Source organism: Streptomyces sp. NPDC055632 (assembly GCF_053618675.1).
The window spans coordinates 1-24293 of record NZ_JBSHHY010000023.1 but is presented as its reverse complement, the minus strand read 5'-3'; the positions used below and the strand labels follow the sequence as shown (position 1 = coordinate 24293).

General features: G+C 72.0%; 15 protein-coding genes. 11 read left to right on the top strand and 4 right to left on the bottom strand.

The features are described 5' to 3' along the window. The first annotated feature begins 231 nt into the window (after window positions 1-231). The 5 genes from ACWGSR_RS25805 (at window position 232) to ACWGSR_RS25785 (ending at window position 7445) form a co-directional block, all read left to right on the top strand. Entirely contained in the window at window positions 232-1020 is a 789-nt protein-coding gene (locus tag ACWGSR_RS25805) for an ATP-binding cassette domain-containing protein (protein ID WP_376232146.1), read from the top strand. Continuing rightward, window positions 1017-2336 (top strand): sugar ABC transporter permease, encoded by a 1320-nt coding sequence (locus ACWGSR_RS25800; RefSeq protein ID WP_376232147.1) that lies wholly within the window; start codon window positions 1017-1019, stop codon window positions 2334-2336. Before ACWGSR_RS25805 ends, ACWGSR_RS25800 begins: the two co-directional genes overlap by 4 nt. A 285-nt stretch (window positions 2337-2621) precedes the next feature. Next, entirely contained in the window at window positions 2622-4568 is a 1947-nt protein-coding gene (dxs, locus tag ACWGSR_RS25795; protein ID WP_453569364.1) for a 1-deoxy-D-xylulose-5-phosphate synthase, read from the top strand. Between the two features lie 164 nt (window positions 4569-4732). Next, window positions 4733-6247, top strand: coding sequence for an amino acid permease (locus tag ACWGSR_RS25790; protein ID WP_376232151.1), 1515 nt, complete (start codon window positions 4733-4735; stop codon window positions 6245-6247). Between the two features lie 109 nt (window positions 6248-6356). Continuing rightward, complete coding sequence (locus ACWGSR_RS25785; RefSeq protein ID WP_453569361.1) at window positions 6357-7445, top strand: hypothetical protein; 1089 nt, start codon at window positions 6357-6359, stop codon at window positions 7443-7445. A 67-nt stretch (window positions 7446-7512) separates the two neighbouring features. On the opposite strand, the gene ACWGSR_RS25780 is transcribed toward ACWGSR_RS25785, so the two are convergent. Further along, window positions 7513-8595, bottom strand: coding sequence for an LCP family protein (locus tag ACWGSR_RS25780; protein ID WP_376232154.1), 1083 nt, complete (start codon window positions 8593-8595; stop codon window positions 7513-7515). A 237-nt stretch (window positions 8596-8832) separates the two neighbouring features. Here ACWGSR_RS25780 and ACWGSR_RS25775 point away from each other — a divergent pair, with 237 nt between their 5' ends. From ACWGSR_RS25775 to ACWGSR_RS25750, 6 genes are all read left to right on the top strand, one after another. After that, on the top strand, window positions 8833-10407 hold the full coding sequence (locus ACWGSR_RS25775) for a hypothetical protein (protein ID WP_453569358.1): 1575 nt from the start codon (window positions 8833-8835) through the stop codon (window positions 10405-10407). Between the two features lie 200 nt (window positions 10408-10607). Further along, window positions 10608-11990 (top strand): CDP-alcohol phosphatidyltransferase family protein, encoded by a 1383-nt coding sequence (locus tag ACWGSR_RS25770; protein WP_453569355.1) that lies wholly within the window; start codon window positions 10608-10610, stop codon window positions 11988-11990. Continuing rightward, window positions 11987-16420 (top strand): bifunctional glycosyltransferase/CDP-glycerol:glycerophosphate glycerophosphotransferase, encoded by a 4434-nt coding sequence (locus ACWGSR_RS25765; RefSeq protein ID WP_453569352.1) that lies wholly within the window; start codon window positions 11987-11989, stop codon window positions 16418-16420. Before ACWGSR_RS25770 ends, ACWGSR_RS25765 begins: the two co-directional genes overlap by 4 nt. Window positions 16421-16451: 31 nt before the next feature. Beyond that, window positions 16452-17216 (top strand): rhamnogalacturonan acetylesterase, encoded by a 765-nt coding sequence (locus ACWGSR_RS25760; RefSeq protein WP_453569349.1) that lies wholly within the window; start codon window positions 16452-16454, stop codon window positions 17214-17216. Beyond that, window positions 17213-17941: a hypothetical protein gene (locus tag ACWGSR_RS25755; protein ID WP_376232161.1), complete on the top strand. Its 729-nt coding sequence runs from the start codon at window positions 17213-17215 to the stop codon at window positions 17939-17941. The genes ACWGSR_RS25760 and ACWGSR_RS25755 overlap by 4 nt, the downstream gene beginning before the upstream one ends. Then, window positions 17934-19205 carry a phosphodiester glycosidase family protein gene (locus tag ACWGSR_RS25750; protein ID WP_376232162.1) on the top strand — a complete coding sequence of 424 codons (1272 nt, stop codon included), beginning with the start codon at window positions 17934-17936 and terminating at the stop codon, window positions 19203-19205. The genes ACWGSR_RS25755 and ACWGSR_RS25750 overlap by 8 nt, the downstream gene beginning before the upstream one ends. Before the next feature lie 99 nt (window positions 19206-19304). Here the strand turns inward: ACWGSR_RS25750 and ACWGSR_RS25745 are convergent, their stop codons facing one another. The 3 genes from ACWGSR_RS25745 to ACWGSR_RS25735 form a co-directional block, all read right to left on the bottom strand. Beyond that, window positions 19305-21434 (bottom strand): 3-hydroxyacyl-CoA dehydrogenase NAD-binding domain-containing protein, encoded by a 2130-nt coding sequence (locus tag ACWGSR_RS25745; RefSeq protein ID WP_453569344.1) that lies wholly within the window; start codon window positions 21432-21434, stop codon window positions 19305-19307. Next, entirely contained in the window at window positions 21431-22645 is a 1215-nt protein-coding gene (locus ACWGSR_RS25740) for a thiolase family protein (RefSeq protein WP_383158934.1), read from the bottom strand. The genes ACWGSR_RS25745 and ACWGSR_RS25740 overlap by 4 nt, the downstream gene beginning before the upstream one ends. 218 nt (window positions 22646-22863) lie before the next feature. Next, window positions 22864-24147, bottom strand: a complete 1284-nt coding sequence (locus ACWGSR_RS25735) for an HRDC domain-containing protein (RefSeq protein ID WP_453569341.1) — start codon at window positions 24145-24147, stop codon at window positions 22864-22866. Window positions 24148-24293: the final 146 nt, after the last annotated feature.

Genomic DNA, 24293 nt, shown 5'->3' with positions numbered 1-24293 from the left:
TCTCCCGACCGAGACGGCGCCGGACGCGCGGCCCCGCCGCTCGCGTACAGAGGGTGAACACCCCGTACGACGACCGGCGACGGGCCGGGATCCTTTCCCCCGAGCCCGTCCGGTCCCCGGCCGACCCAGACCCCGCTGTCGGTCCGGGGGCCGGACGAAGCCCACCCCCCAGAACTTTGTTGGCGCTGCACCGGCGGCGCGACGTGCCGCCGTCCGCGGGCGGCGAAGGAGTTGGTTCACGTGTCCCAGACGCCCGTGCTGGCGTTGCGCGGGATCTTCAAGCGATTCGGAGCGGTCCAGGTCCTCTCCGGTGTCGATCTCGAAGTCCACGCAGGTGAGGTCGTCGCGCTCGTCGGCGACAACGGAGCGGGAAAGTCCACGCTGGTCAAGACGATCGCCGGCGTGCACCCCATCGACGAGGGCGCCATCGAGTGGGAGGGCGAGCGGGTCGAGATCTCCCGCCCGCACGACTCCCAGAACCTCGGCGTCGCGACCGTCTACCAGGACCTCGCGCTCTGCGACAACCTCGACGTCGTCGCCAACCTGTTCCTCGGCCGCGAGATCAAGAAGGGCGGCGTCCTCGACGAGGTCGCCATGGAGAAGCGCGCGAAGGACCTGCTCTCCACCCTCTCCATCCGCATCCCCAGCGTCCGCATCCCCGTCGCCGCCCTCTCCGGCGGCCAGCGGCAGGTCGTGGCCATCGCCCGCGCCCTGGTCGGCGACCCGAAGATCGTGATCCTCGACGAGCCGACCGCCGCCCTCGGCGTCGAGCAGACCGCCCAGGTCCTCGACCTGGTCGAGCGGCTGCGCGAGCAGGGCCTCGGCGTCATCCTCATCAGCCACAACATGGCCGACGTGAAGGCCGTCGCGGACACCGTGGCCGTCCTCCGCCTGGGCCGCAACAACGGAACCTTCCCGGTCGCCACCACCACGCACGAAGAGATCATCGCCGCGATCACCGGTGCCACGGACAACGCCGTGACCCGCCGCCAGGCCCGCAACGCGGAGGTAGCGAAGTGAGCAAGACCCCTCCCGCCGCGAGCGAAGAGGCCGCGGTGCCCGAGCCCCGCACCCCCGACGCCGACGCGCCGGCCACCGAGACCCCGGCCGCCGCCGCGATCCCCGCCGTCGACCCCCGCCTCCTCGTCCGCGAGCAGGGCTTCAAGGGCTACGTCGACGAGTTCAAGCGCAAGATCCGCTCCGGCGAGATCGGCTCGCTGCCCGTCGTCGTCGGCCTCATCGTCATCGGCGTCGTCTTCCAGGCCCTCACCGGCAACTTCATCACCTCCTACAACCTCGACCAGATCACGCTGTACGCGGTCGGCCCCGGCATCATGGCCGTCGGCATCGTCTTCGTGCTGCTGCTCGGCGAGATCGACCTCGCCGTCGGCTCCGTGGCCGGTCTCGCCGGCTCCGTCTGGGGCGTCCTCGGCACCGACATGCCCGACGGCCTCGCCATCCTCCTCGGCATCCTGTCCGGCACCCTGATCGGCGCCTTCCACGGCATCGTGTTCGCCAAGATCGGCGTGCCCGCCTTCGTCGTCACCCTCGCCGGCTTCCTCGGCTGGGCCGGCCTGCAGACCTGGGTGATGGGCGAGCGCTCCACCATCTCCACCCCGATCGGCAGCTTCGTCAACGACCTGACGAAGTACTACTTCTCCGACGTCGCCGCCGCCTACGGCCTGGCCGTCGCCGTGATCGCCGCCTTCTACCTGGCCCAGTTCCGCGACGCGCACCGCCGCAAGGCCGCCGACCTGCCGCACCGCCCGCAGAGCGAGATCATCCTGCGCACCGCCGTCCTGGCGGTCCTGGTCCTCGTCGCCGCGTACGGCTTCAACCAGGAGCAGGGCCTGCCGCTCTCCCTGGTGATCTTCCTGGTGATCCTGCTCGTCACCGACTTCGTGCTGCGCCGCACCACCTACGGCCGCCAGGTCTTCGCGGTCGGCGGCGGCATCGAGGCCGCCCGCCGCGCCGGCATCAACGTCTCGTGGATCCGGATCTCGGTCTTCATGATCTCCGGCACCATGGGCGCGATCGGCGGTCTGTTCCTCGCCTCCGCGACCGGCGGCGCCGACCGCTCCCTCGGCGGCGGCAACCAGCTCATGATGTGCATCGCCGCGGCGGTCATCGGCGGCACGTCCCTGTTCGGCGGACGCGGCAAGGTCTGGTCGGCGCTCCTGGGCATCCTGGTCATCCAGTCCATCGTCCAGGGCCTCAACCAGATGAACCTGTCCTCGAACGCGATCCAGTACATGATCACCGGAGCGGTCCTGCTCATCGCCGTGATCATCGACTCCGTCTCCCGCAAGACCCAGAAGACGGCCGGACGCGCGTAGCGCTCGGAAGAAGGCGGGGCGCACCCGGAAAACCGGCCGGGCGCGCCCGGAAAAGCCCCGCCACGCGCGCGTAACGCTCGCCACACCTGCCCGGCGCCGTGAAACCGGCGCCGGGCACCGGTGCGTCCGGACCAGTGCACACGCCCGCACGGAGCCGTACGGATCACCGGCCCGTAGACCGTCGGAGTGACGCCTCACTCCCCGGCCCGCTGCCCACGATCCAAGACGGAACATTAGACTCGACAAATCGGCAAGCTCGACCAGCTCAAACGCAAGGAGGAACGGGTGGCTCTGCTGACCCGTATCAGGGGACCGCGAGACCTGGACCGGCTCTCCCCGGAACAGCTGGACCAGCTGGCCGACGAGATCCGGACGTTCCTCGTGGACGCCGTCTCCAAGACCGGCGGGCACCTCGGGCCCAACCTGGGCGTGGTCGAGCTGACCATCGCCCTGCACCGGGTGTTCGACTCCCCGAAGGACAAGGTCCTCTGGGACACCGGCCACCAGAGCTACGTCCACAAGCTGCTCACCGGCCGCCAGGACTTCTCGAAGCTCAAGATGAAGGGCGGCCTCTCCGGCTACCCCTCGCAGGCCGAGTCCGAGCACGACGTCATCGAGAACTCGCACGCCTCCACGGTCCTCGGCTGGGCCGACGGCCTGGCCAAGGCGAACGAGGTCCTGAAGAAGGACGACCACGTCGTGGCCGTCATCGGCGACGGCGCCCTCACCGGCGGCATGGCCTGGGAGGCGCTGAACAACATCGCCGCCGCCAAGGACCGCCCGCTGGTCATCGTCGTCAACGACAACGAGCGCTCCTACGCGCCCACCATCGGCGGCCTCGCCACCCACCTGGCGACCCTGCGCACCACCGACGGCTACGAGCGCTTCCTCGCCCGCGGCAAGGACATCCTGGAGCGCACCCCGGTCGTCGGGAAGCCGCTCTACGAGACCCTGCACGGCGCCAAGAAGGGCCTCAAGGACTTCATCGCCCCCCAGGGCATGTTCGAGGACCTCGGCCTCAAGTACGTCGGCCCCATCGACGGCCACGACATCGAGGCCCTGGAGTCCGCCCTGACGCGCGCCAAGCGCTTCGGCGGCCCCGTCATCGTCCACTGCCTCACCGAGAAGGGGCGCGGCTACCAGCCCGCCCTCCAGGACGAGGCCGACCGCTTCCACGCCGTCGGCAAGATCCACCCCGACACCGGCCTCCCGATCTCCACCTCCGGCGCCGACTGGACCGGCGTCTTCGCCGACGAGATGGTCGCCCTCGGCAAGGAGCGCGCGGACATCGTCGCCATCACCGCGGCCATGCTCCAGCCCGTCGGCCTCGACAAGTTCGCCAAGGCCTTCCCCGAGCGGGTCTTCGACGTCGGCATCGCCGAGCAGCACGGCGCGGTCTCCGCGGCCGGCCTCGCCACCGGCGGCCTCCACCCGGTCTTCGCGGTGTACGCCACCTTCCTCAACCGCGCCTTCGACCAGGTCCTGATGGACGTGGCCCTGCACAAGTGCGGCGTCACCTTCGTCCTCGACCGGGCCGGCGTCACCGGCACCGACGGCGCCTCCCACAACGGCATGTGGGACATGTCGATCCTCCAGGTCGTGCCCGGCCTGCGGCTCGCCGCCCCGCGCGACGCCGACCAGGTCCGCGCCCAGCTCCGCGAGGCCGTCGAGGTCACCGACGCCCCCACCGTGGTCCGCTTCTCCAAGGGCGCGGTCGGCCCCGCCGTCCCCGCCCTGCGCCGCGTCGGCGGCATGGACGTGCTCCGCGAGCCCGGCACCGACAGGCCCGACGTCCTCCTGGTCTCCGTCGGCGCCCTCGCGCCGATGTGCCTGGAGATCGCCGACCTGCTCGACCGGCAGGGCATCTCCACCACCGTGGTCGACCCCCGCTGGGTCAAGCCCGTCGACGAGGCCCTCGCCCCGCTCGCCGCGCGCCACCGGGTCGTCGTCACCGTCGAGGACAACAGCCGCGTCGGCGGTGTCGGCTCGGCCGTCGCCCAGGCGCTCCGCGACGCCGGCGTGGACGTCCCGCTGCGCGACTTCGGCATCCCGCCGCGCTTCCTCGACCACGCCTCCCGCGCCGAGGTCCTCGCCGAGATCGGCCTGACCGCCCCGGACGTCGCCCGGCAGGTCACCGGCCTCGTCTCGCGCCTCGACGGCCGGTACGAGGACAGTGCCGGGGAGAGCGCGGAGAAGAGCGGCGCCAAGACCGCGGAACCCGCCCGGGACTGACCCCGCACCACCTCCGCACCACCCTTTGGGCCGGTCGGTTCACCCTCCCGGGTGCCGACCGGCCCGTTCGCGTGCATTCTGGCTCTGTCCGGGCAGACGTCATCACAGCCTCCGACCCGCGGAGGCACCGAGACCGACGTCGGGCGGAGCGCGGAGGTACCACGGTGAGTACGGACCAGCAGCCACGGGCGAACTCCGGAGTCTTCCGGACCAAATCGGTCGAGCAGTCGATCCGGGACACGGAGGAGCCGGAGCACGCCCTCCGGAAGTCCCTGTCCGCCTGGGACCTGACGGTCTTCGGCGTCGGCGTCATCATCGGCACCGGCATCTTCGTCCTCACCGGCAAGGTCGCCAAGGAGAACGCCGGCCCGGCGACGGCCCTCGCCTTCGTCGCCGCCGGCATCGTCTGCGCCCTCGCCGCCCTCTGCTACGCCGAGTTCGCCTCGACGGTGCCGGTGGCCGGATCGGCGTACACCTTCGCGTACGCCTCCATCGGTGAACTGCCCGCCTGGATCATCGGCTGGGACCTCGTCCTGGAGTTCGCGCTCGGGACGGCGGTGGTGGCCGTCGGCTGGTCCGGCTACGTCCGCTCGCTCATGGACAACATCGGCTGGCACCTACCGGCCGCCCTGGAGGGCCCGGACATCGAGGGCGGCACCTTCGACATCCTGGCGTTCCTGCTCGTCCTGGTCATCACCGTCGTCCTCGTCCTGGGCATGAAGCTCTCCGCCCGGATCACCGCGCTCGTCGTCGCGATCAAGGTGACCGTGGTGATGATCGTGATCGTCGCCGGCCTGTTCTTCATCGTCGGCGACAACTACAAGCCCTTCATCCCGCCCGCCGTCACCCCCGAGGGCGGCGGCTCCGGCTGGGACTCCCCGATGGTCCAGCTGATCTTCGGCTACGAGCCGACGAACTTCGGCGTCATGGGCATCTTCACCGCCGCCTCCGTGGTCTTCTTCGCCTTCATCGGCTTCGACGTGGTGGCCACCGCCGCCGAGGAGACCAAGCTGCCGCAGCGGGACATGCCCCGGGGCATCCTCGGCTCGCTCCTCATCTGCACCGTGCTCTACGTGGCCGTCTCCCTCGTCGTCACCGGCATGCAGAACTACAAGGAGCTGTCCGTCAGCGCCCCGCTCGCCGACGCCTTCAAAGCCTCCGGCCACCCCTTCTACGCGGGCGTGATCAGCTTCGGCGCCGCCGTCGGCCTCACCACGGTCTGTCTGATCCTGCTGCTCGGCCAGACCCGCGTCTTCTTCGCGATGAGCCGCGACGGCCTGCTGCCGCGCTTCTTCTCCGTCACCCACCCCCGGTTCAGGACCCCGTACCGGCCGACGATCCTGCTCGGCGTGATCATCGCGATCGTCGCCGGCTTCACCAGCATCAACGAGCTGGCGACCCTGGTGAACATCGGCACCCTCTTCGCCTTCGTGATGGTCGCGGCCGGCGTCATCGTCCTCCGCCGCACCCGCCCCGACCTGCCGCGCGCCTTCCGCACCCCCTGGGTGCCCGCGCTGCCGATCCTCTCCATCGCGGCCTCGTTCTGGCTGATGCTCAACCTGCCGGGCGAGACCTGGTTCCGGTTCGCGGTCTGGATGGCGATCGGCGTCGTCGTGTACTTCCTGTACGGGCGGAGTCACAGCCGGTTGGGCCAGGAGGGCCGGGAAGCCCGGTACTGAGGGGCCGCCGGGAGCGGTGCCGAAGGCGCGGGGAGGGCGGGTCGGAAGGGGCCGCTACAGTCGGCTCGTACCCGACCCGCATCCTGATTGACCGGAGCGCTGCACTCCCATGGCGAATCGATCCGAGGCCCCCGCCACCCACCTCCACGGCTCTCCCGACACCCCGCAAGTGAGGGGTTCCTGGCTGGCCCGGGGGAAGGACGGCAGACTCAGCGTCTACCTGCCCCGGAACGGCGGGGCGGTGCGCTGGACCGAGGGCGCCGACGGCGGCTGGAGCGGGCCCGAGGCGATCGGCGGCGGCAGCGGCGGGCTGCTGCCCAGCCTCTCGGTGGGCCAGGGCGCCGACGGGTACGTCCACCTCGTCGGTCTGCGACCCGTGGCGGGCGGCGAGCCGGACCGCGTCGAGCTGGTGCACAGCACCCAGTACCAGACGGGCCGCCCGGCCCTGGAGTGGCGCTCGATCACCCACCCCAACGGCGCCGCCTTCCGGTGGACCGGGACCCCGAGCGTGACCGTCGACGGCATCGGGCGCGCGTACGTCTTCTGCCGGAACGGCGGCGGCGGCATCAGCGTGCGGGCGCAGAAGGACGCGGGCGGCTGGCACCCGTGGTGGGACCTGCTCGGCTCCAAGACCGACCCCCTGCCGGTGGCCGTCACCAATGGTTCGGGCTTCGTCGAGCTGTACTCCTCGCACGCCGCGGGGCTCGTCCGCTACGTGCAGCGCGAGTCCGGCGCGAAGCCGCTCCGCGAGGAGCTCCTGCCCGCCCCGGTCACCATGGGCACCATGGGCGCCGTGCGGGGGCCCTCCGGGCACGTCACGGCCTTCTACCTGGACAGGGAGGGGAGGGTGTGCGCCTGGTCGCCCGAGCGGGACCTGGCGCCCACGCCCCTCGTCGACGCGGCCGGCGAGGGCCCGCTGACCGTCGTCCGCCGTCCCGTCGACGGCGTCGACCACACGCTGATCGCCCAGCGCGACGCCTCGGGGCGGGTGGTGTTCGCCTCCTACCCGGCGGAGCGGGAGGGGGCGCAGGAGCTGCGCTGGTCCGCGCCCGGTCCCGACGTCCAGGGCCCCCCGGCCCTGCGGAGCGACGCCTCCGGCGGTGTCGTCGCCGCGGCGGTCGCGGCGGGCGGCGAGCCGATAGTGGCGCGCGGGAAGGGCGGGACGGACGCCGCCCCGGGGGCGTGGGCGCGGATCTGACCCCGGACGCACCGGTGCCCCGGACCCCCTTCCGGGGTCCGGGGCACCGTCGTGCCGGGGCGCTCGGTCAGCCGCCCGTGGCGGGGGACTTCTTCGCGGACTCGGGGATCTCGGCGTCCTCGCGGATCGCCTTCCAGAGCTGGGAGGCGTTCGGCTCGGCGGCGACGACGCGGTTCGGGTCCTTCTTGTCGTAGGCGACCGGCAGCATGATCGTCTCCATGTTCTGCGGGTCGACGCCGTTCAGGCTCCGGCCGAACTCGCTGAGCGCGGTCAGGGAGGCCAGCGCGGAGTCGGTGGTGAGCGCCTTGGTCGCCGAGCTGGCGATCTTGTAGCTCTTGGTGGGACTGCCCAGCAGGTCCTGCTTCTTGACCTCGGAGAGGAGGGAGGTCAGGAACTGCTGCTGGAGGCTGATGCGGCCGAGGTCGCTGCCGTCGCCGACGCCGTGGCGGGTGCGGACGAAGGCGAGGGACTGGGTGCCGTCGAGCCGCTGCTCGCCGGCGGCGAGGTGGAGGCCGCTCTGCTTGTCGTCGATCGGCTCCTTCACGTCGACCGTGACCCCGCCGATGGTGTCGACCAGGTCCTTGAACCCGGCGAAGTCGATCTCCAGGAAGTGGTCGAGCCGGACCCCGGACATCGCCTCCACGGTCTTGACCACGCAGGCCGGGCCGAACTGGGCGTAGACGGAGTTGAACATGACCCGCTGGGCCGAGGGCGCGGCCGAGCCGTCGCGGCGGGCGCACTCGGGCCGGGTGACCAGGGTGTCGCGCGGGATGCTCACGGCGACGGCCTCGGTCCGGCCCTCGGGCACGTGCACGACGAGCGCGGTGTCCGAACGGCTCCCGCCGGCGTCGCCGCCGGCCAGGTCGCCGTTGGCGCCGGCCCGCGAGTCGGAGCCCAGGACCAGCAGGTTCTGGCCGCTGGTGGGCAGCTTCTCCGGGCGGTCGTCGCCGAGCGCCTTCTCGATGTCGACGCCCTTGATGTTGCCGTCGAGGCTGTTGTACATCCAGTACAGGCCGCCGCCCGCGGCCAGGACCAGGACCAGGAGCGTCAGCAGGACGATACGGCCGGTCCTGCGGCGCTTGCGGGCCGGACGCGAGGCGCGGGCGGAACGTCGGCCGCCGGTGTCGGGCGTGCGTGTGTCCTGGCTCATGGTGCGGTGATTCCTCGCATCTGCTGGCAGCGTCGGGCGATGGGGAACCCGGTTTCCCCCCGGGTCTCACAGGGGCCACGGGCGCCTGTGACCGTGCAGTATAGGCCGCTGTCGTAAATGTGTACGACCGGGACGGATTTTTCCGACCCCCGTGCGGCCGACTATCGTTCCCGGAAGGCGTCGGTCGAAAGGGCGATCGACGCAGTGGGGAACGGCAGTCGACGACAGGGGGCGGAGATGGCGCGCGGAACCGACCGGAGAGCACGCTCCGGGCGCCTCGTGGGCGACGCCCGGCCCGGAGAGGGCCTGCTGCTCCTGGTGGTGGCCACGCCCGCCGACGCGATCGCGCCGCTCGGCGCGGAGCCGCCCGGCGTGCCCGTCGCCGTGGTCTGCCTCGGCCCGGGGGAGCCCGGCGAGACGGAGGCGCTCGGCTCCGCCCTGGCCGCCGCACGGGAGCGCGGACACCGGATCGCCGGCAAGCCGTACGTGCTTGACCCCCGGGACGATGCCGAGGAGCGCCTGCTCGACCTCTTCCTCGACCTCGGCCCGACCCGGATCGGCACGCTCGACCCCGACCCGGAGAGCGTCGCCGTCGAGGGCGCGGAGCGGAAGTACGCGGTCCTCGAACCCCCCGGTCGCGGTGCCGCCGCCCGCGCCGCCCTGCACGCGGCGCGCGCCTGCCAGGAGCGCACCGGCCGGCCCGTCTACGTGGACTGCCGGCGCGCCGGCGTCGAGCCGTACGCCCCCGGGGAGGCCGCCTCCCGGTACCCCCGGCAGAGCCGCTGGCTCACCCGGGGCACGGACGGGCGGCTCTCCGTCCACCTGCTGTCCGCCGCCGGCGTCCTGCGCTGGACGGAGACCGTGCCGGGGGGCCCGGACTGGGAGGGCCCCGAGTCGCTGGAGACGCCGCCGGAGCTGATGCCGGGCCTCACCGTGCTCCAGGGCCCCGACGGATACGTCCGGCTCTTCGGCCTGCGCAGGGCCACGGACAAGGGGGCCGAGGCCCTGGAGGTCGTCACCGCCGTCCAGTACCAGAGCGGCCGGCCGCTCGCCCCCTGGCAGTCGATCGGCAACCCGAACGCGCGCGAGTGGGAGCGGGCCCGGCAGCTCGGCTTCCCCGTCGCCACGATCGACGCCCAGGGCACCCTGCACGTCTTCGTGCGCAACGTCGGACGCGGCATCAGCACCCGGCGCCAGGACCGGAACGGGCACTGGACCGGCTGGGAGCACCTGCGCGGCCTGCGGATCGCCGACGAGCTGGCCGCCCTCCCCGGCCCGGACGGCGGCGTCGACCTCGTGGCCCGGCGCCGCGACCACACGCGGGCCGTGCACTGGCACTACGACCCGGCGGCCCGGAGCTGGACCGAGGACCGGACGGTCCCGGTGCGGATGGTCCCCGGCAGCCTCGCGGCCGCCCCCGAGGCCGGCGGCGTCCGGTTCCGGTACGCCGACACCAACGAGCTCTGTCTCTGGAGACCGGGCGCGCCCGCGCCGGAGGCCCTGGGCGGCGCCGACGGGAGCGGCGCCGCGACCGGTGCCGTCGGCGCGGCGGTCCAGGGCTGGTCCTGTACCGTGCTGGTCCGGCCGGGCGGCGACGGGACGTCCGTGATCGGGGTGCACGCCGACGGCCGCCCCGACACGGGAACCTGGTGGGCGCCCGGCGGCGAGCGCTCCCTGGTGGCGCCCGCGGTGGCCCTGGACGCCTCGGGACGCGCGGTGGCCGCCGTCCTCGGCACCGACGGAAGACCCCGGATCATGCGCCAGCGCGAAGGGTCGGAGGGGCTGGACTTCGAGCCCTGGCGAGTGCTTTGACGCAGATGGGACCCACCGGGCCCTCATGGTCAAACTTTCGAACACCGCTCTTTTTTGCTACTGTCGTGCCGTCTTTATGTGAACCACAAGTGGACCACATGTGTGGATCGCGTGGACGGCCCCTGGCTCGGGTGCTCCGCGCGGCAGGCCAATGGCTGCCCTGCCGCCCAGATGTCCGTGCGCCGATGACTGAGGGGCTCATGCAGAAGCTGTCACTCCGGGCTGTCCAGAAACTCACGTGCAAGAAGCGTGACGCCTGGTGGACCGTCCTCCTCGTCGACCCCGTCGCGACCCGGCTGGTCTGCCTGTTCGCCCGGTTCAACTGGATCACCCCGAACCGCGTCACGTGGGCCGCCCTCTTCGTCGGCCTCGCCTCGGCCTTCTTCTTCCTGGAGGGCGACTACACGTCCCTGGCGATCGGCGCCGGGCTGTACCACATCAGCTTCATCCTCGACTGCATCGACGGCAAGCTCGCCCGCCTCAAGGGCAACGGCTCCGTGTTCGGCGGCTGGCTGGACTACGTCTTCGACCGCATCCGGGTGCTGTTCTGCGCCCTGGCGCTGATGGGCGGACAGTTCCTCCGGACCGACGAGCCCGTCTTCCTGCTCGCCGCCCTCGTCGTCGTCTTCCTCGACATGCTCCGCTACGTCGACGCGCTCCAGATCTACAAGATGCGCATGTCCATGCGCGCCAAGATCGAGGCCGTCACCCTCGCCCGGCAGGCCGACGCCGGCGTGAGCGAGGAGGAGCAGAAGGTCGTCTTCATGGAGGACCTGCTCCGCGAGAACCCGCTCGCGGAGGGCGAGACCCTCAAGGCGGCCGCGACCACCAAGCCCGGCCAGCCCGAGGTCATCGACCTCCACCAGCAGTTCCGCAAGAGGTTCCCCTGGTACGCCCGGTTCCGCCACGCCCTCCTGCGCAGCCGCATCCGGCCGCACCTGATCAGCGGCATCGAGTTCCAGATGTTCATCTTCATCGTCGGCCCCCTCGTCGGCCACGTCCTGGTGACGACCGCGGTCTCCGCGATCCTCCTGGGCGTCTTCGAGCTCGTGATCATGTTCAAGTTCTGGCTCTCCACCCGGGACTTCACGCGCACGATGGAACGCCTCGCGCCCGACAGCGTGCCCACCCGCGCGGGCTCCATCTCGCCCCACCTCCAGGCCGGCCGGCACCGCCGCCGCGAGGGCGAGCAGGACCTCCCGGACGCCGGGCCGGACGCGTGGACGGACCGGGACGACCCGTACGCCCGGGACGGCCGGACGGAGCAGGACGGCTGGAACGAGCAGGTCGTGTGGATGGACCAGCGCTTCCCCGCCCCCGAACCCGACGACGACCCCGGCTTCCAGCCGTACCCGCACCCCTACCCCGACACCCACGACGGGTACGACGCGCACGACACGTACAACGGCCACGACGGGCACGGCGGCCACAACGGTCACGGCGGCCACAACGGCCACAACGGCCACAACGGGCACGGTGGGCACAACGGCCATGGCGGGCAGGACACCGCGTGGCTCCCGCGGGTCCCCGCGCAGCCCCACCCCGGCCAGTACCACGTGGACTCGGGGCAGAACTGGTCATGAGCGTTCCGCCGGACATCACGCACTACCGCGTGAGCATCGTCGTACCCGCCTACAACGCGAGTGCCACGCTCTCCCGCGCCCTCCAGTCGGCCCTCTCCCAGACCCACCGCAACGTCGAGGTCCTGGTCGTCGACGACTGCTCCGCCGACGGCACGCTGCTCACCGCCCGCCAGTTCGCCCAGGACGACCGGGTGCGGATCATCGAGCGGCCGGAGAACAGCGGCGGCTGCGGCGCGCCCCGGAACAACGGCATCGAGGCCGCCACCGGCGAGTACGTGATGTTCCTCGACGCCGACGACGAACTGCCGCTCAAGGCCGTCGAGGAACTGCTCTCCTCCGCGCTCGCCACCGGCTCCGACGTCACCGCCGGCCGCGCCCTGCGCGTCAACCTGGGCACCGACGAGGTCACCGTCTGGCAGCCGCAGCTCTACGCCGGGGACCGGACCGTCGGGGGCCTCGGCGCCCTCCCCGAGCTCTTCAGCGACCCCATCGCGGCCGGCAAGCTCTACCGCCACGACTTCCTCGACGACTTCGGCATCCGCTTCCCCGAAGGCGTCTTCTTCGAGGACACCTACTTCTCGACGGTCGCGAACTTCCACGCCCGCTCCCTGACCCTCCTCGCCACCCCCGTCTACCGGTGGATGTGGGAGCGCGAGGGCGACCAGCCGTCCATCACCAACCGCCGCCACGAGCTCCGCAGCATCCGCGACCGGGTCCTCGTCCACCAGTACACCGACCGCTTCCTCGCCGACGTCGGCCGCCCGGACCTGCTCGCCCACAAGGGCGCCAAGTTCCTCACGCACGACCTGCGCCTCTACACCCCCGAGCTGCGCACCGGCGACGAGACCTACCGCCGCGGCTTCGTGCGGGCCGTCGCCCCGTACCTGCAGGGCCTGAACCCGCAGACCTACGACCTGTGCGGGCCCATGGAGCGGGTGCGCGCCTTCGGCCTCATGCACGGGCGGACCGACATCGCCGTGTCGGCGGCCGACTTCACCCGCCGCCGCAGCGTCGTCAGCTCCGACGTCGTCGAGCGCGACGGCCGCGTCTACTGGTCGGCCTCGATGCTCGGCATCGACGGCGCCGAGCGGTTCCTCGACGTCACCGACCTCGAACTGACCGGCACCAAGCTCGCCGACGCGCGGCTGTACAACGAGGCGTCCCGGGTCGAGATCGTCGGCGACCGGCTGCACATCGCCGGCGCCGTCAGGAACCAGTTCGGCCGGGTCGACCCCGAGGGCAAGATCTCCCTGGTGGCCGTGTTGCGCCGCCGCAGCACCAAGACGGACCACCACTTCCCCGCCACCGGCGTGGAGGTCGACGAGCACTGGATCCGCTACCACGCCACGATCGACCTGGCCGCCACCCTCGGCAAGGCCGGCCAGGGCGGCCACTGGAACTTCTTCGTCCAGCTCCGGTACGGCGGGGAGCGCGCCTCCACCGCGCTCAACATCAGCGCCGTCGACACCGAGGACCTGCGGTACGCCGCCGACGCGGCGACCTACGAGGTCTACGAGACGGTCAGCGGCAACCTCGGCCTGCGCCCGCAGACCACCGAGACCCGGTCCAAGGTCCAGCCGCGCGGCACCCCGTGGCTCTGGTGGCAGGACGCCCCGCCGCCGGCCCCGGCCACCGCCCCCGGCCGGTACGCGGCGGCGGTCGTCGTCCACTGCCGCAACGACGAGTACAACCTCCCCGACTTCCTCGGTTCGCTCTCCGCCCAGGCGAACTTCCCCGACCTCGAGGTCGTGTTCGTCGACGACGGCTCCACCGACGCGACGCCGTACCTGCTCGCCGACTTCACCGCGTGGCACCCCAACGCCCGCGTGATCACGCAGTACAGCCTCGGCCTGCGCTCCTCCTTCGACCACGGGCTCCAGTACGTCACCGCGGCCTACGTCATGTTCGCGCGGGCCCGCGACATCCTCGGCGAGGCCGCGGTCGCCCGGCTGCTGTCCGCCGCCCGCCGCGTCGACACCGGCGTCGACGTCGTCGTCGGCCGCGGCGACAACTTCCCCGGCCCGGAGCGGAACGGCGAGGAGCCCTGGCAGCGGTACTTCAAGGAGACCGGCGCCGTCGACCGCCTCGACGACGCGCCGTACCTGGTCTTCTCCGCCTCCCTCGGCGCGAAGCTGTTCAAGACCTCCTACGTGCGCGCCCAGCGCCTCCGCTGCGGCCCGGGCCCCGGCTTCGAGGACGACTGGTTCACCGTCCCGGCGCTGCTGCGCTCCCGCCGCATCGCGATCGCCCGCGGCGCCCGCTTCTACGAGCGCGACGAGGAACTGCGGGGCTCCCTCTTCGACCGGCCGTGGAACGACCCGGTGAAGAGCCAGGAACTCGTCCGGCTCGCCGCCCACGTGCTGAAGGCGGTCCAGGACCAACCGGAGCGCACGGTGCGCCTCGCGCAGCGCTTCGTCGTGCGCTCGCTCCAGCCCTACGTGCGCAACATGCACCGGGTCATGAGCAAGCCGGAGATCGCCGCCGCCCTGCCCTGGCTGCACGAGATCTACGCCGGGATACCCGCCGACCTGATCCTCCAGTACACCGTCCAGCCCCTGGCCCGGATCCAGCACCACGCGATCGTCACCAACGACCTGGACCTGTTCGCCGAGCCGCGGACCACGCCGGACTACCTGCCGACCCTCTACCTCGACGACGAGGGCGTCTACCGCAGGCTCGCCGGCGACCCGATCGACACCGGGCTGCTGCGCGTCCCGCGGATCAGCGCCGTCCTGGAGACCTTCGACTGGTCCGGCGGCGAGATCGAGTTCCAGGGCCTGCTGGTCCTCGCCGCCACGGACATCGACCGGCCCTTCACCAACCGCGTCGAACTGGTCCTCTCCGACGGCCGGCGCGAGCACGCCGTCCCGGTCGAGCAGGTCTACCGGCGCGACCGCTGGCGCACCCGCAAGGACCAGGACCTGTACGCCGGGTGGCGGGCCCGCGTCCGTACCACCAGGCTGGCGTCCGCCCTCGCCAACGCCGAACTCACCCTCACGATCCGCGTCCACGAGGGCGACCGGCACCACGACACCCCGCTGGCCGCCCGCCAGATGCTGCACCGCTTCAAGGGCGTGCACACCCGGGGCAAGGAGCGCTTCGTGCTCTCCGTCGAGGAGGACGAGACGCCCAGGGTCCGCTGGGTCCGGGGCTTCCTCGCCCGCCGGAGGGACAAGCGCCGCCGCTTCTTCCGGGAGCTGCGCGCCTCGCTGCCCGGCCGCCCCGGCTGGCGCACCCGCCTGATGTACTGGCTGACCCATCCGCTCCTGCACCGCAAGGGCATCTGGATCATCGGTGAGCGCGAGGACACCGCCCAGGACAACAGCTACCACCTGTTCAAGTGGATCCGGCAGAACCACCCCCGCCGCAAGGTCTACTACTCCATCAACCGCACCTCGGCCGACTGGGCCAAGCTCGCCCCGCACGGCCAGGTCATCGACCGCCTCTCCTGGAAGCACCGCGCCTACCTGCTCCACGCCGAGCGCCTGATCAACGCCTACGACCTGGAGGCGTACCTCGGCTTCCCCGGGCTGCCCAAGCGCGCCTTCCTGCGCGGCTACGGAGACCTGCTGCGCTACAAGCGGGTCTTCCTCCAGCACGGCGTCGTCTACAACGACGTGGTGGCCTCCATCCACGCCCAGGCCACCAACGTCGACATGGTGCTCACCACCGGCCGCAGCGAGCGCGCCTACTTCGCCGAGCACTGCGGCTACGGCTACGACCGCGTCGCCGCCACCGGGCTGCCGCGCTACGACGCGCTCGCCCCGGTGCCGGGCCTGCGCCGGATCCTGGTCATGCCGACCTGGCGGCGCGACATCGTCGCCCCCTCGTACAACAAGGCGGCGAAGCCCGAGGTCCCCTTCGCGGCCTCGCAGTACTACCGCTTCTTCTCCTCGCTGCTGCGGGACGAGCGCCTGCTGCGGGCCCTGGAGTACTACGGCGTCGAGCTGGAGTTCATGCCGCACTACGAGATCCGGCCGTACCTCAAGCACTTCACGATCGACCACCCGTCCATCACGGTGTCCACCACCGGCCGGGACGTCCAGCTCGCGATGCGCGAGTGCTCGATGCTGGTCACCGACTACTCGTCCGTGTTCTTCGACGTGGCCTACATGGGCAAGCCGATCGTCTACACGAACTTCGACGACGAGGAGTTCTACAGCAAGCACTACAAGCGCGGGTACTTCGACCTGGGGCGGGACGGCTTCGGCCCGGCGTGTGCGACGGTCGAGCACGCCGTGCACGAGATCATCGGCTCGATCGAGCGCGGCTTCCAGGTCGAACCCGAGTACCAGCGCCGCGCGGCCGAGTTCTTCGTGCTGCGCGACACGTCGAACTGCGAACGGGCGTACCGCGTCATCGAGACGCTGGACTCCTCGGTCGTGGCGGACCCCGACTCCGACGACTACCGCGGGGTGCAGATTCCATGAAGTGGCAAGGCGAGCAGGGACGAACGGTCGGATGAAACGAATTTTCCTGGCGGGAGGATCCTCGGTCTGCACCCGGCAGATCAGCATGGCCCCGATGGCCGGCTGGGGACAGGCCATGCACCTGTTCCTGCAGGGCGTCGAGGTCGTCAACTGCGCCCGGGCCGGCGCGAGCTCGCGCAGCTTCTACGAGCGCGGGCGGCTCGCGTGGATCCTGGAGAACATCGCCCCCGGCGACCTGCTGCTCGTCTCCTTCGGGCACAACGACATGCGCTCCGAGGCCGGCCGGTTCAGCGCGCCGTTCTCCGACTTCCAGTTCTACCTGCGCAAGTACGTCGACGGCGCGCGGTCCCGCGGCGCCCATCCGGTCCTGATCCCCGGCCAGGAGCGCCGGGTGTTCGACGCCCACGGCAACATGCGCCGCAGCCTCGGCGTCTACCCGCAGGCCATCCGCGAGCTGTCCCGGACCCTCTCCGTCCCGCTGATCGACCTGCACGAGTTCTCCTCCAACTGGTGGCAGCAGCTGGGCGCCGAGGAGAGCAAGAAGCTCTTCGTCTACCTCCAGCCCGGGGAGAGCCCCAACTACCCGGACGGCGTCGAGGACAACACCCACCTCAGGCCGCAGGGCGTGATCGAGTGCGCCCGCTTCGTCTCCCGCGAGATGTACGGACAGGGCCTGCTGCACCCGAACAGCTTCCGCAACCTCGACGCGCACGTGCCGGAGCAGGAGGTCGGCTGGCTGTCCGACGACGTCTTCGAGCACCTGACCAAGTCCCGCGTGAGCGAGGTAGTGCGATGAGCGACTGGTACCCCCTGGCCCGCTCCTGGGTCGGCCACCCGGAGACTCCGCAGTACGGCGGCCACCTGGAGCTCTTCTCCGACGTCGACCCGGGAAGCCCGCTCGTCCCCGGGCAGAAGTTCCAGTTCGCGCTCTCCATCACGCCGCAGGACGCCCCCTACCGGGTCTACGGCTATCTGCTCGGCGACATCTTCGAAGGCGTGACGAAGGTCCTCCGGCACAAGGGCCTGGGCAAGCTCGGCAACGGGCGCTACGCGACCTACTCCTCCGGCGCCGAGCCGCGCACCGCCACCATGACCGTCAAGATCGACGACGACGCGCCGGAGGCCTCGTACCTCCTGCCGCGGATCGTCGTGGGCGTCAAGCGCACCGAGGACGAGGGGCTGGTCTCCTCGATGTCCAACTCCCACCTCGGATTCCGGGTCCGCAGGCACTGGCTGGCGGGCCGGTCCATGATCCTCAACCCCGGCGGGCGCTTCACCGTCCCGGCCGACTACCAGCCCGCCGACGGCCTGCGGTTCACCGGTAACTCGTTCCCCGCCCACGGCACGCTCTTCCACGCGCCCGGCGGCGGCCTCACCTACCAGGCCGCCCCCGACTTCCTGGGCTACGACGGCTTCGCCTGCGTCTTCGAGGACGAGGGCGGGCACCGCGTCCGGCAGGAGATCACCATCCACGTCGGCGGCCTGGGCGATTCGCCCGGTGTGCTGCCCGCGGATGGCTAGGTTTCCGGCCCGCCACCGGGTCACCGCCCTCGCCCTCGCCCTGCTGGCCGTGACCGGGGCGTGCACCCGGTCGGAGGAGGACCCCGGCATCTCCGCGAAGCCGTCCGGTCCCGTCGCCGAGCGGCCGCTCGCCGCCGGCGTCGACTACCGGGAGTCCGTCCACCGGGGCCCGGCCGGACCGGTGCGGATCTCCGTCCTGCGGATCGCCCCGGGCGCCGAGGCCCGGCTCGTCGGCGCGCACGGCGCGAGCATGGCCCTGCCGCAGACGGTGCGTCAGGCGGCGCGCCGGGCCGGGGCGCTCGCCGCCGTCAACGGCTCGTACTTCGACATCAAGGGCGGCAAGGCCTACAGCGGCTACCCGGGCGACCCCGTCGGCCTGTACGTCGAGAACGGCCGGGTCCTCAGCGAGGCCCGCGACGACGGGGCCGCCCTGCTCCTCGGCCACCGCGACGGGCGCCTGTGGGCCCGGATCACCGAGGTCGCCACGCCCGGCCTGATCACCGCCGCCGACGGGGAGACCCGGCGGCTGGACGGCGTCGACCGGGTCGCGGGACGGCTCCGCCCCTGCCGCGGCACCGATCACGACCGGCTCGCGGCCGAGGGCCGCGTCTGGCGCCAGGACCCGGCCACCGGGCTGTGCGAGGACCCCGACGAGATCGTCGAGTTCACGCCCGACTGGGGCGTCGCGACCCCGAGCGGCGACGGCGTCGAGGCGGTGCTGAACGGCGACGGCACCGTGGGCCGGCTGCGCTCCCCGGCCGGCGGTCCCGTGCCGAAGGACGGCCGGGTCCTGTACGGGATCGGCGAGGGCGCCGACTGGCTGCGGGAACACGCCCGGCCCGGCACCGCGCCGGACGTCTCGATCCCGCTGACCGACTCCTCCGGCGAGGACCTCACCGGCTTCGTCGACACCGCGGTGGGCGGCGGCAGGCGGCTCCTCTCCGGGGGCCGCGTCGTGCTGAGCGAGCGGGACCGCGCGGCGACCGACCGGCCGCCGCGGACCCTGGCCGGGGTCACCGCCGACGGCTCGGTCCTGCTGGTCACCGTCGACGGGCGCGACCCGGGCGCGAGCGAGGGCGCCACCCTCGCCGAGTCCGCCGGGCTGCTGAGCTCCCTCGGCGCCGTCGACGGGCTCAACCTCGACGGCGGCGGCTCCACGACGATGGTCGTGGGCGGGGAGCTGCGCAACCGCCCCCGGGAGGCCGTGGGCGACCCGGTGGGCGAACGGAAGGTGGCCACCGTCCTGGCCCTGCTGCCCCGCTGAGGGAGGACGGGGCGGACGGAGAACGGGGCGAACCGAGCAGTACGGAAGAAGGGGCCGGTGGCAGTGCCACCGGCCCCTCCTCATGTGCTCCCGCAGGCGTTACGCCGGGACGCTCGCCACGCCCTGCGCCAGGAAACGCTTCCCGTTGACGCGTTCGGAGACGCCCTCGCGGTCCAGGTACGGCGTGATGCCGCCCAGGTGGAAGGGCCAGCCCGCACCCGTGATCAGGCAGAGGTCGATGTCCTGCGCCTCGGCGACGACACCCTCCTCCAGCATGAGGCCGATCTCCTGCGCCACCGCGTCCAGGACGCGGTCGCGGACCTGCTCCTCGGTCAGGACGGCGTCGCCCTGCTTGAGGAGGGCGGCGACCTCGGGGTCGAGCTCCGGCTTGCCGGAGTCGTACACGTAGAAGCCGCGCTTGCCGGCCTCGACGACCGCCTTCAGGTTGGGGGAGACCGTGAAGCGGTCCGGGAAGGAGCGGTTCAGGGTCTCGGAGACGTGCAGACCGATCGCCGGGCCGACCAGCTCCAGGAGGACCAGCGGCGACATCGGCAGGCCGAGCGGCTCGATGGCCTTCTCCGCGGTCTCGACGGGGGTGCCCTCGTCGATGACGTTCTGGATCTCGCCCATGAAGCGGGTCAGGATGCGGTTCACGACGAACGCCGGGGCGTCCTTGGTGAGGACCGCGGTCTTCTTCAGCTTCTTCGCCACGCCGAAGGCGGTGGCGAGGGAGGCGTCGTCCGTCTGCTCGCCGCGCACGATCTCCAGGAGCGGGAGGATCGCGACCGGGTTGAAGAAGTGGAAGCCGACCACGCGCTCGGGGTGCTGGAGCTTGGAGGCCATCTCCGAGACGGACAGCGAGGAGGTGTTGGTGGCGAGGATCGCGTGCGCCGGAGCGACCGCCTCGACCTCCGCGAACACCTTCTGCTTGACGGACATCTCCTCGAACACGGCCTCGATGATGAAGTCCGCGTCCGCGAAGCCCTCGGCCTTGTCCAGGACGCCGGAGACCAGGCCCTTGAGGCGGTTGGCCTTGTCCTGGTTGATCCGACCCTTGCCGAGCAGCTTCTCGATCTCGGCGTGGACGTAGCCGACGCCCTTGTCGACGCGCTCCTGGTCGATGTCGGTCAGGACGACCGGCACCTCCAGGCGGCGCAGGAAGAGCAGGGCCAGCTGGGAGGCCATCAGACCGGCGCCGACGACGCCGACCTTGGTGACCGGGCGGGCCAGCGACTTGTCCGGGGCGCCGGCGGGGCGCTTGCCGCGCTTCTGCACCAGGTTGAAGGCGTAGATGCCGGAGCGCAGCTCGCCGCCCATGATCAGGTCCGCGAGGGCCTGGTCCTCGGCGTCGAAGCCCTTCTGCAGGTCCCCGTCCTTGGCGGCCTCGATGATGTCGAGGGCGCGGTAGGCGGCCGGGGCGGCGCCGTGCACCTTGGAGTCGGCGACGAAGCGGCCCTTGGCGACGGCCTGGTCCCAGGCCTCGCCGCGGTCGACCTCGGGGCGCTCGACGGTGGTGGTGCCGTTGAGGACGGAGGCCGTCCAGATCAGCGACTGCTCCAGGAAGTCCGCGCCCTCGAACAGGGCGTCGGCGATGCCGAGCTCGAAGACCTGCTTGCCCTTGAGCTGACGGTTCTGGTTCAGCGAGTTCTCGATGATGACCGAGACGGCCTTCTCGGCGCCGATCAGGTTCGGCAGGATGGCGCAGCCGCCCCAGCCGGGCACCAGGCCGAGGAAGACCTCGGGCAGCGAGAAGGCCGGCAGGGCCTTCGAGACGGTGCGGTAGGTGCAGTGCAGACCGACCTCGACGCCGCCGCCCATGGCCGCGCCGTTGTAGTACGCGAAGGTCGGCACGGCGAGGGAGGACAGACGCTTGAAGACGTCGTGGCCGCCCTTGCCGATGGCGAGGGCCTCGTCGTGCTTCTTCAGCAGCTCGACGCCCTTGAGGTCGGCGCCGACGGCGAAGATGAACGGCTTGCCGGTGATGCCGACGCCGACGATCTCGCCGTTCGCGGCCTCGGCCTCGACCTGGTCGATCGCCGTGTTCAGGTTGGCGAGGGACTGCGGCCCGAAGGTGGTCGGCTTGGTGTGGTCGAAGCCGTTGTCCAGCGTGATCAGCGCGAACCGACCGGCGTTCGCCGGGAGTTCGAAGTGCCGTACGTGGGCGCTGGTGACGACCTCGTCCGGGAAGAGCTCGGCGGCGCCCTTCAGAAGTTCGGCGGTGGTGCTCACTTGCCCTCCCAGTGGGGGTTCTCCCAGATGACCGTCGCGCCCATGCCGAAGCCGACGCACATGGTGTTGAGGCCGTAACGGACCTGCGGGTTCTCCTCGAACTGGCGGGCCAGCTGCGTCATCAGACGGACGCCGGAGGAGGCCAGCGGGTGACCGTAGGCGATGGCGCCGCCGTACTGGTTGACGCGGGCGTCGTCGTCGGCGATGCCGTAGTGCTCCAGGAAGGCGAGGACCTGGACCGCGAAGGCCTCGTTGATCTCGAAGAGGCCGATGTCCTCGATGGACAGGCCGGCCTGCGCGAGGGCCTTCTCGGTGGCCGGGATCGGGCCGTAGCCCATGACCTCGGGCTCGACGCCGGCGAAGGAGTACGAGACCAGGCGCATCTTGACCGGGAGGTCGTTCTCCCGGGCGAAGTCCTCGGAGGCGATGATCGAGGCGGTGGCGCCGTCGTTCAGGCCGGCCGCGTTGCCCGCGGTCACGTTGCCGTGGACGCGGAACGGCGTCTTCAGGTTGGCCAGCGACTCCAGGGTGGTGCCCGGGCGCATCGGCTCGTCGGCGGTGACCAGGCCCCAGCCCGTCTCGCCGCCCTCGGGGGAGGTGCGGCGGACCGAGATCGGCACCAGGTCCTGCTGGATCTTGCCGTCGGCGTACGCCTTGGCGGCCTTCTCCTGCGAGCGCACGGCGTACTCGTCGGCGCGCAGCTTGGTGATGCTCGGGTAGCGGTCGTGCAGGTTCTCGGCGGTCATGCCCATGAAGAGGGCGGACTCGTCGACGAGCTTCTCCGACACGAAGCGCGGGTTCGGGTCGACGCCCTCGCCCATGGGGTGGCGGCCCATGTGCTCGACGCCACCGGCGATGACGGCGTCGTAGGCGCCGAAGGCGATCGAGCCGGCGACCGTGGTGACGGCGGTCAGCGCGCCGGCGCACATGCGGTCGATGGAGTAGCCCGGCACCGACTGCGGCAGGCCGGCGAGGATGCCCGCCGTCCGGCCGAGGGTCAGACCCTGGTCGCCGATCTGCGTGGTCGCGGCGATGGCGACCTCGTCGATCTTCGCGGGGTCGAGGCCCGGGTTGCGGCGCAGCAGCTCCCGGATGGCCTTCACGACGAGGTCGTCGGCGCGGGTCTCGTGGTAGATGCCCTTCGGGCCCGCCTTGCCGAACGGGGTGCGGACGCCGTCGACGAAGACGACGTCCCTGACGGTACGAGGCACGATGGCTCTCCTCCAGGGTGCGGGATGGCACTGCTGCGGCGCACGGCTAAGCGTGCGCTTGCTCCCCCATGCTACTTGCGGGTAACCATGCTGCCCACCCCCTGGGGGCCAAGCGGCGAAGGTCACACCGGGAACTCTGCCGCAGATGGCCGGAAACGGCGGAGCCCCCGTCACCCTTCCGGGTGCGGGGGGTCCGCGAGCGGGATTCCGCCCCGGGACTACGCGGTCGTCGCCAGCGCCTTCACCAGGAGCGGGGTCACGAGCTCCACCTGCCAGGGGCGCGCGCCGTGGCCCGTCAGGGCGGCGGCGACGCGGTCGGCGTCGGCCGGGGACGGCGGCTCCCAGCAGATCCGGCGCACGGTGTCCGGGGTGATCAGGTTCTCCTGCGGCAGGTTCAGCTCCTCCGCGAGCGCCGAGACCGCCGCGCGGGCCGCCGACAGGCGGGCCGCCGCGACCGGGTCCTTGTCGGCCCAGGCGCGCGGCGGGGGCGGCCCCGCCGGCTGCTGGCCCGGCTGGGGCAGCTCGCTCTCCGGCAGCGCCCTGGCCCGGTCCACCGCCGCCTGCCACTGCTCCAGCTGGCGCCGGCCCATCCGATGGCCGAAACCGGTCAGCGCGGTCAGCGCGGCCAGGTTCACCGGCACCGCGAGCGCCGCCTCCACGATCGCCGCGTCGCCCAGCACCTTGCCCGGGGAGACGTCGCGCCGCTGGGCCACCCGGTCGCGGGCCGTCCACAGCTCCCGGACGACCGCCATCTGGCGACGGCGGCGCACCTTGTGCATGCCGGAGGTCCGTCGCCACGGGTCCTTGCGCGGCGGGGCGGGCGGGGCGGCGGCGATCGCGTCGAACTCCTGGCGCGCCCACTCCAGCTTCCCCTGCCGGTCGAGCTCCTCCTCCAGCGCGTCCCGCAGGTCGACGAGGAGCTCGACGTCGAGCGCCGCGTACCGCAGCCAGGGCTCGGGGAGCGGCCGGGTCGACCAGTCCACGGCGGAGTGGCCCTTCTCCAGGGCGTAGCCGAGGACGGACTCCACCATCGCGCCGAGGCCGACGCGCGGGAAGCCCGCGAGCCGCCCGGCCAGCTCGGTGTCGAAGAGCGAGGTCGGCCGCATGCCTATGTCGCGCAGACAGGGCAGGTCCTGGGTGGCGGCGTGCAGGATCCACTCGGCCCCGGCGAGCGCCTCGCCGAGCCCGGAGAGGTCGGGGCAGCCCACGGGGTCGATCAGGGCGGTGCCCGCGCCCTCGCGGCGGAGCTGGACGAGGTAGGCGCGCTGGCCGTAGCGGTAGCCGGAGGCGCGCTCGGCGTCCACGGCCACGGGGCCGGTTCCGGCGGCGAAGGCGGCGATCACCCCGGCGAGGGCGTCCTCGGTCTCGACGACGGGCGGAACCCCCTCGCGGGGCGCCAGCAACGGGGTCGGAAGCCCATTCGCAGGGACGTCGTCGTCCGGGGGGCCGCCCCCGGTGGTGCGCAGTGCCGTGTCTGCTGCGGTCTCTTGGGCGTCGGTCACCCGTCAAGGGTATCGGTGAACGGCGGGCACCTGTCGACGGAACGTTCCGTCGACAGGTGCCCGCCCCCGGGGCACCCGAGGAAACAGGGGGTTGCCCCGGCGCACGGGGACCGGGCACAGACCGGGGGGGTGGGCGGGTGCGGGGT

Coding starts and splice junctions, on each gene's coding strand:
- ACWGSR_RS25755 (WP_376232161.1), top strand. CDS start 17,213: ATGAGCGACTGGTACCCCCTGGCCCGCTCCTGGGTCGGCCACCCGGAG.
- ACWGSR_RS25785 (WP_453569361.1), top strand. CDS start 6,357: ATGGCGAATCGATCCGAGGCCCCCGCCACCCACCTCCACGGCTCTCCC.
- ACWGSR_RS25760 (WP_453569349.1), top strand. CDS start 16,452: ATGAAACGAATTTTCCTGGCGGGAGGATCCTCGGTCTGCACCCGGCAG.
- ACWGSR_RS25780 (WP_376232154.1), bottom strand. CDS start 8,595: ATGAGCCAGGACACACGCACGCCCGACACCGGCGGCCGACGTTCCGCC.
- ACWGSR_RS25770 (WP_453569355.1), top strand. CDS start 10,608: ATGCAGAAGCTGTCACTCCGGGCTGTCCAGAAACTCACGTGCAAGAAG.
- ACWGSR_RS25765 (WP_453569352.1), top strand. CDS start 11,987: ATGAGCGTTCCGCCGGACATCACGCACTACCGCGTGAGCATCGTCGTA.
- ACWGSR_RS25775 (WP_453569358.1), top strand. CDS start 8,833: ATGGCGCGCGGAACCGACCGGAGAGCACGCTCCGGGCGCCTCGTGGGC.
- ACWGSR_RS25750 (WP_376232162.1), top strand. CDS start 17,934: ATGGCTAGGTTTCCGGCCCGCCACCGGGTCACCGCCCTCGCCCTCGCC.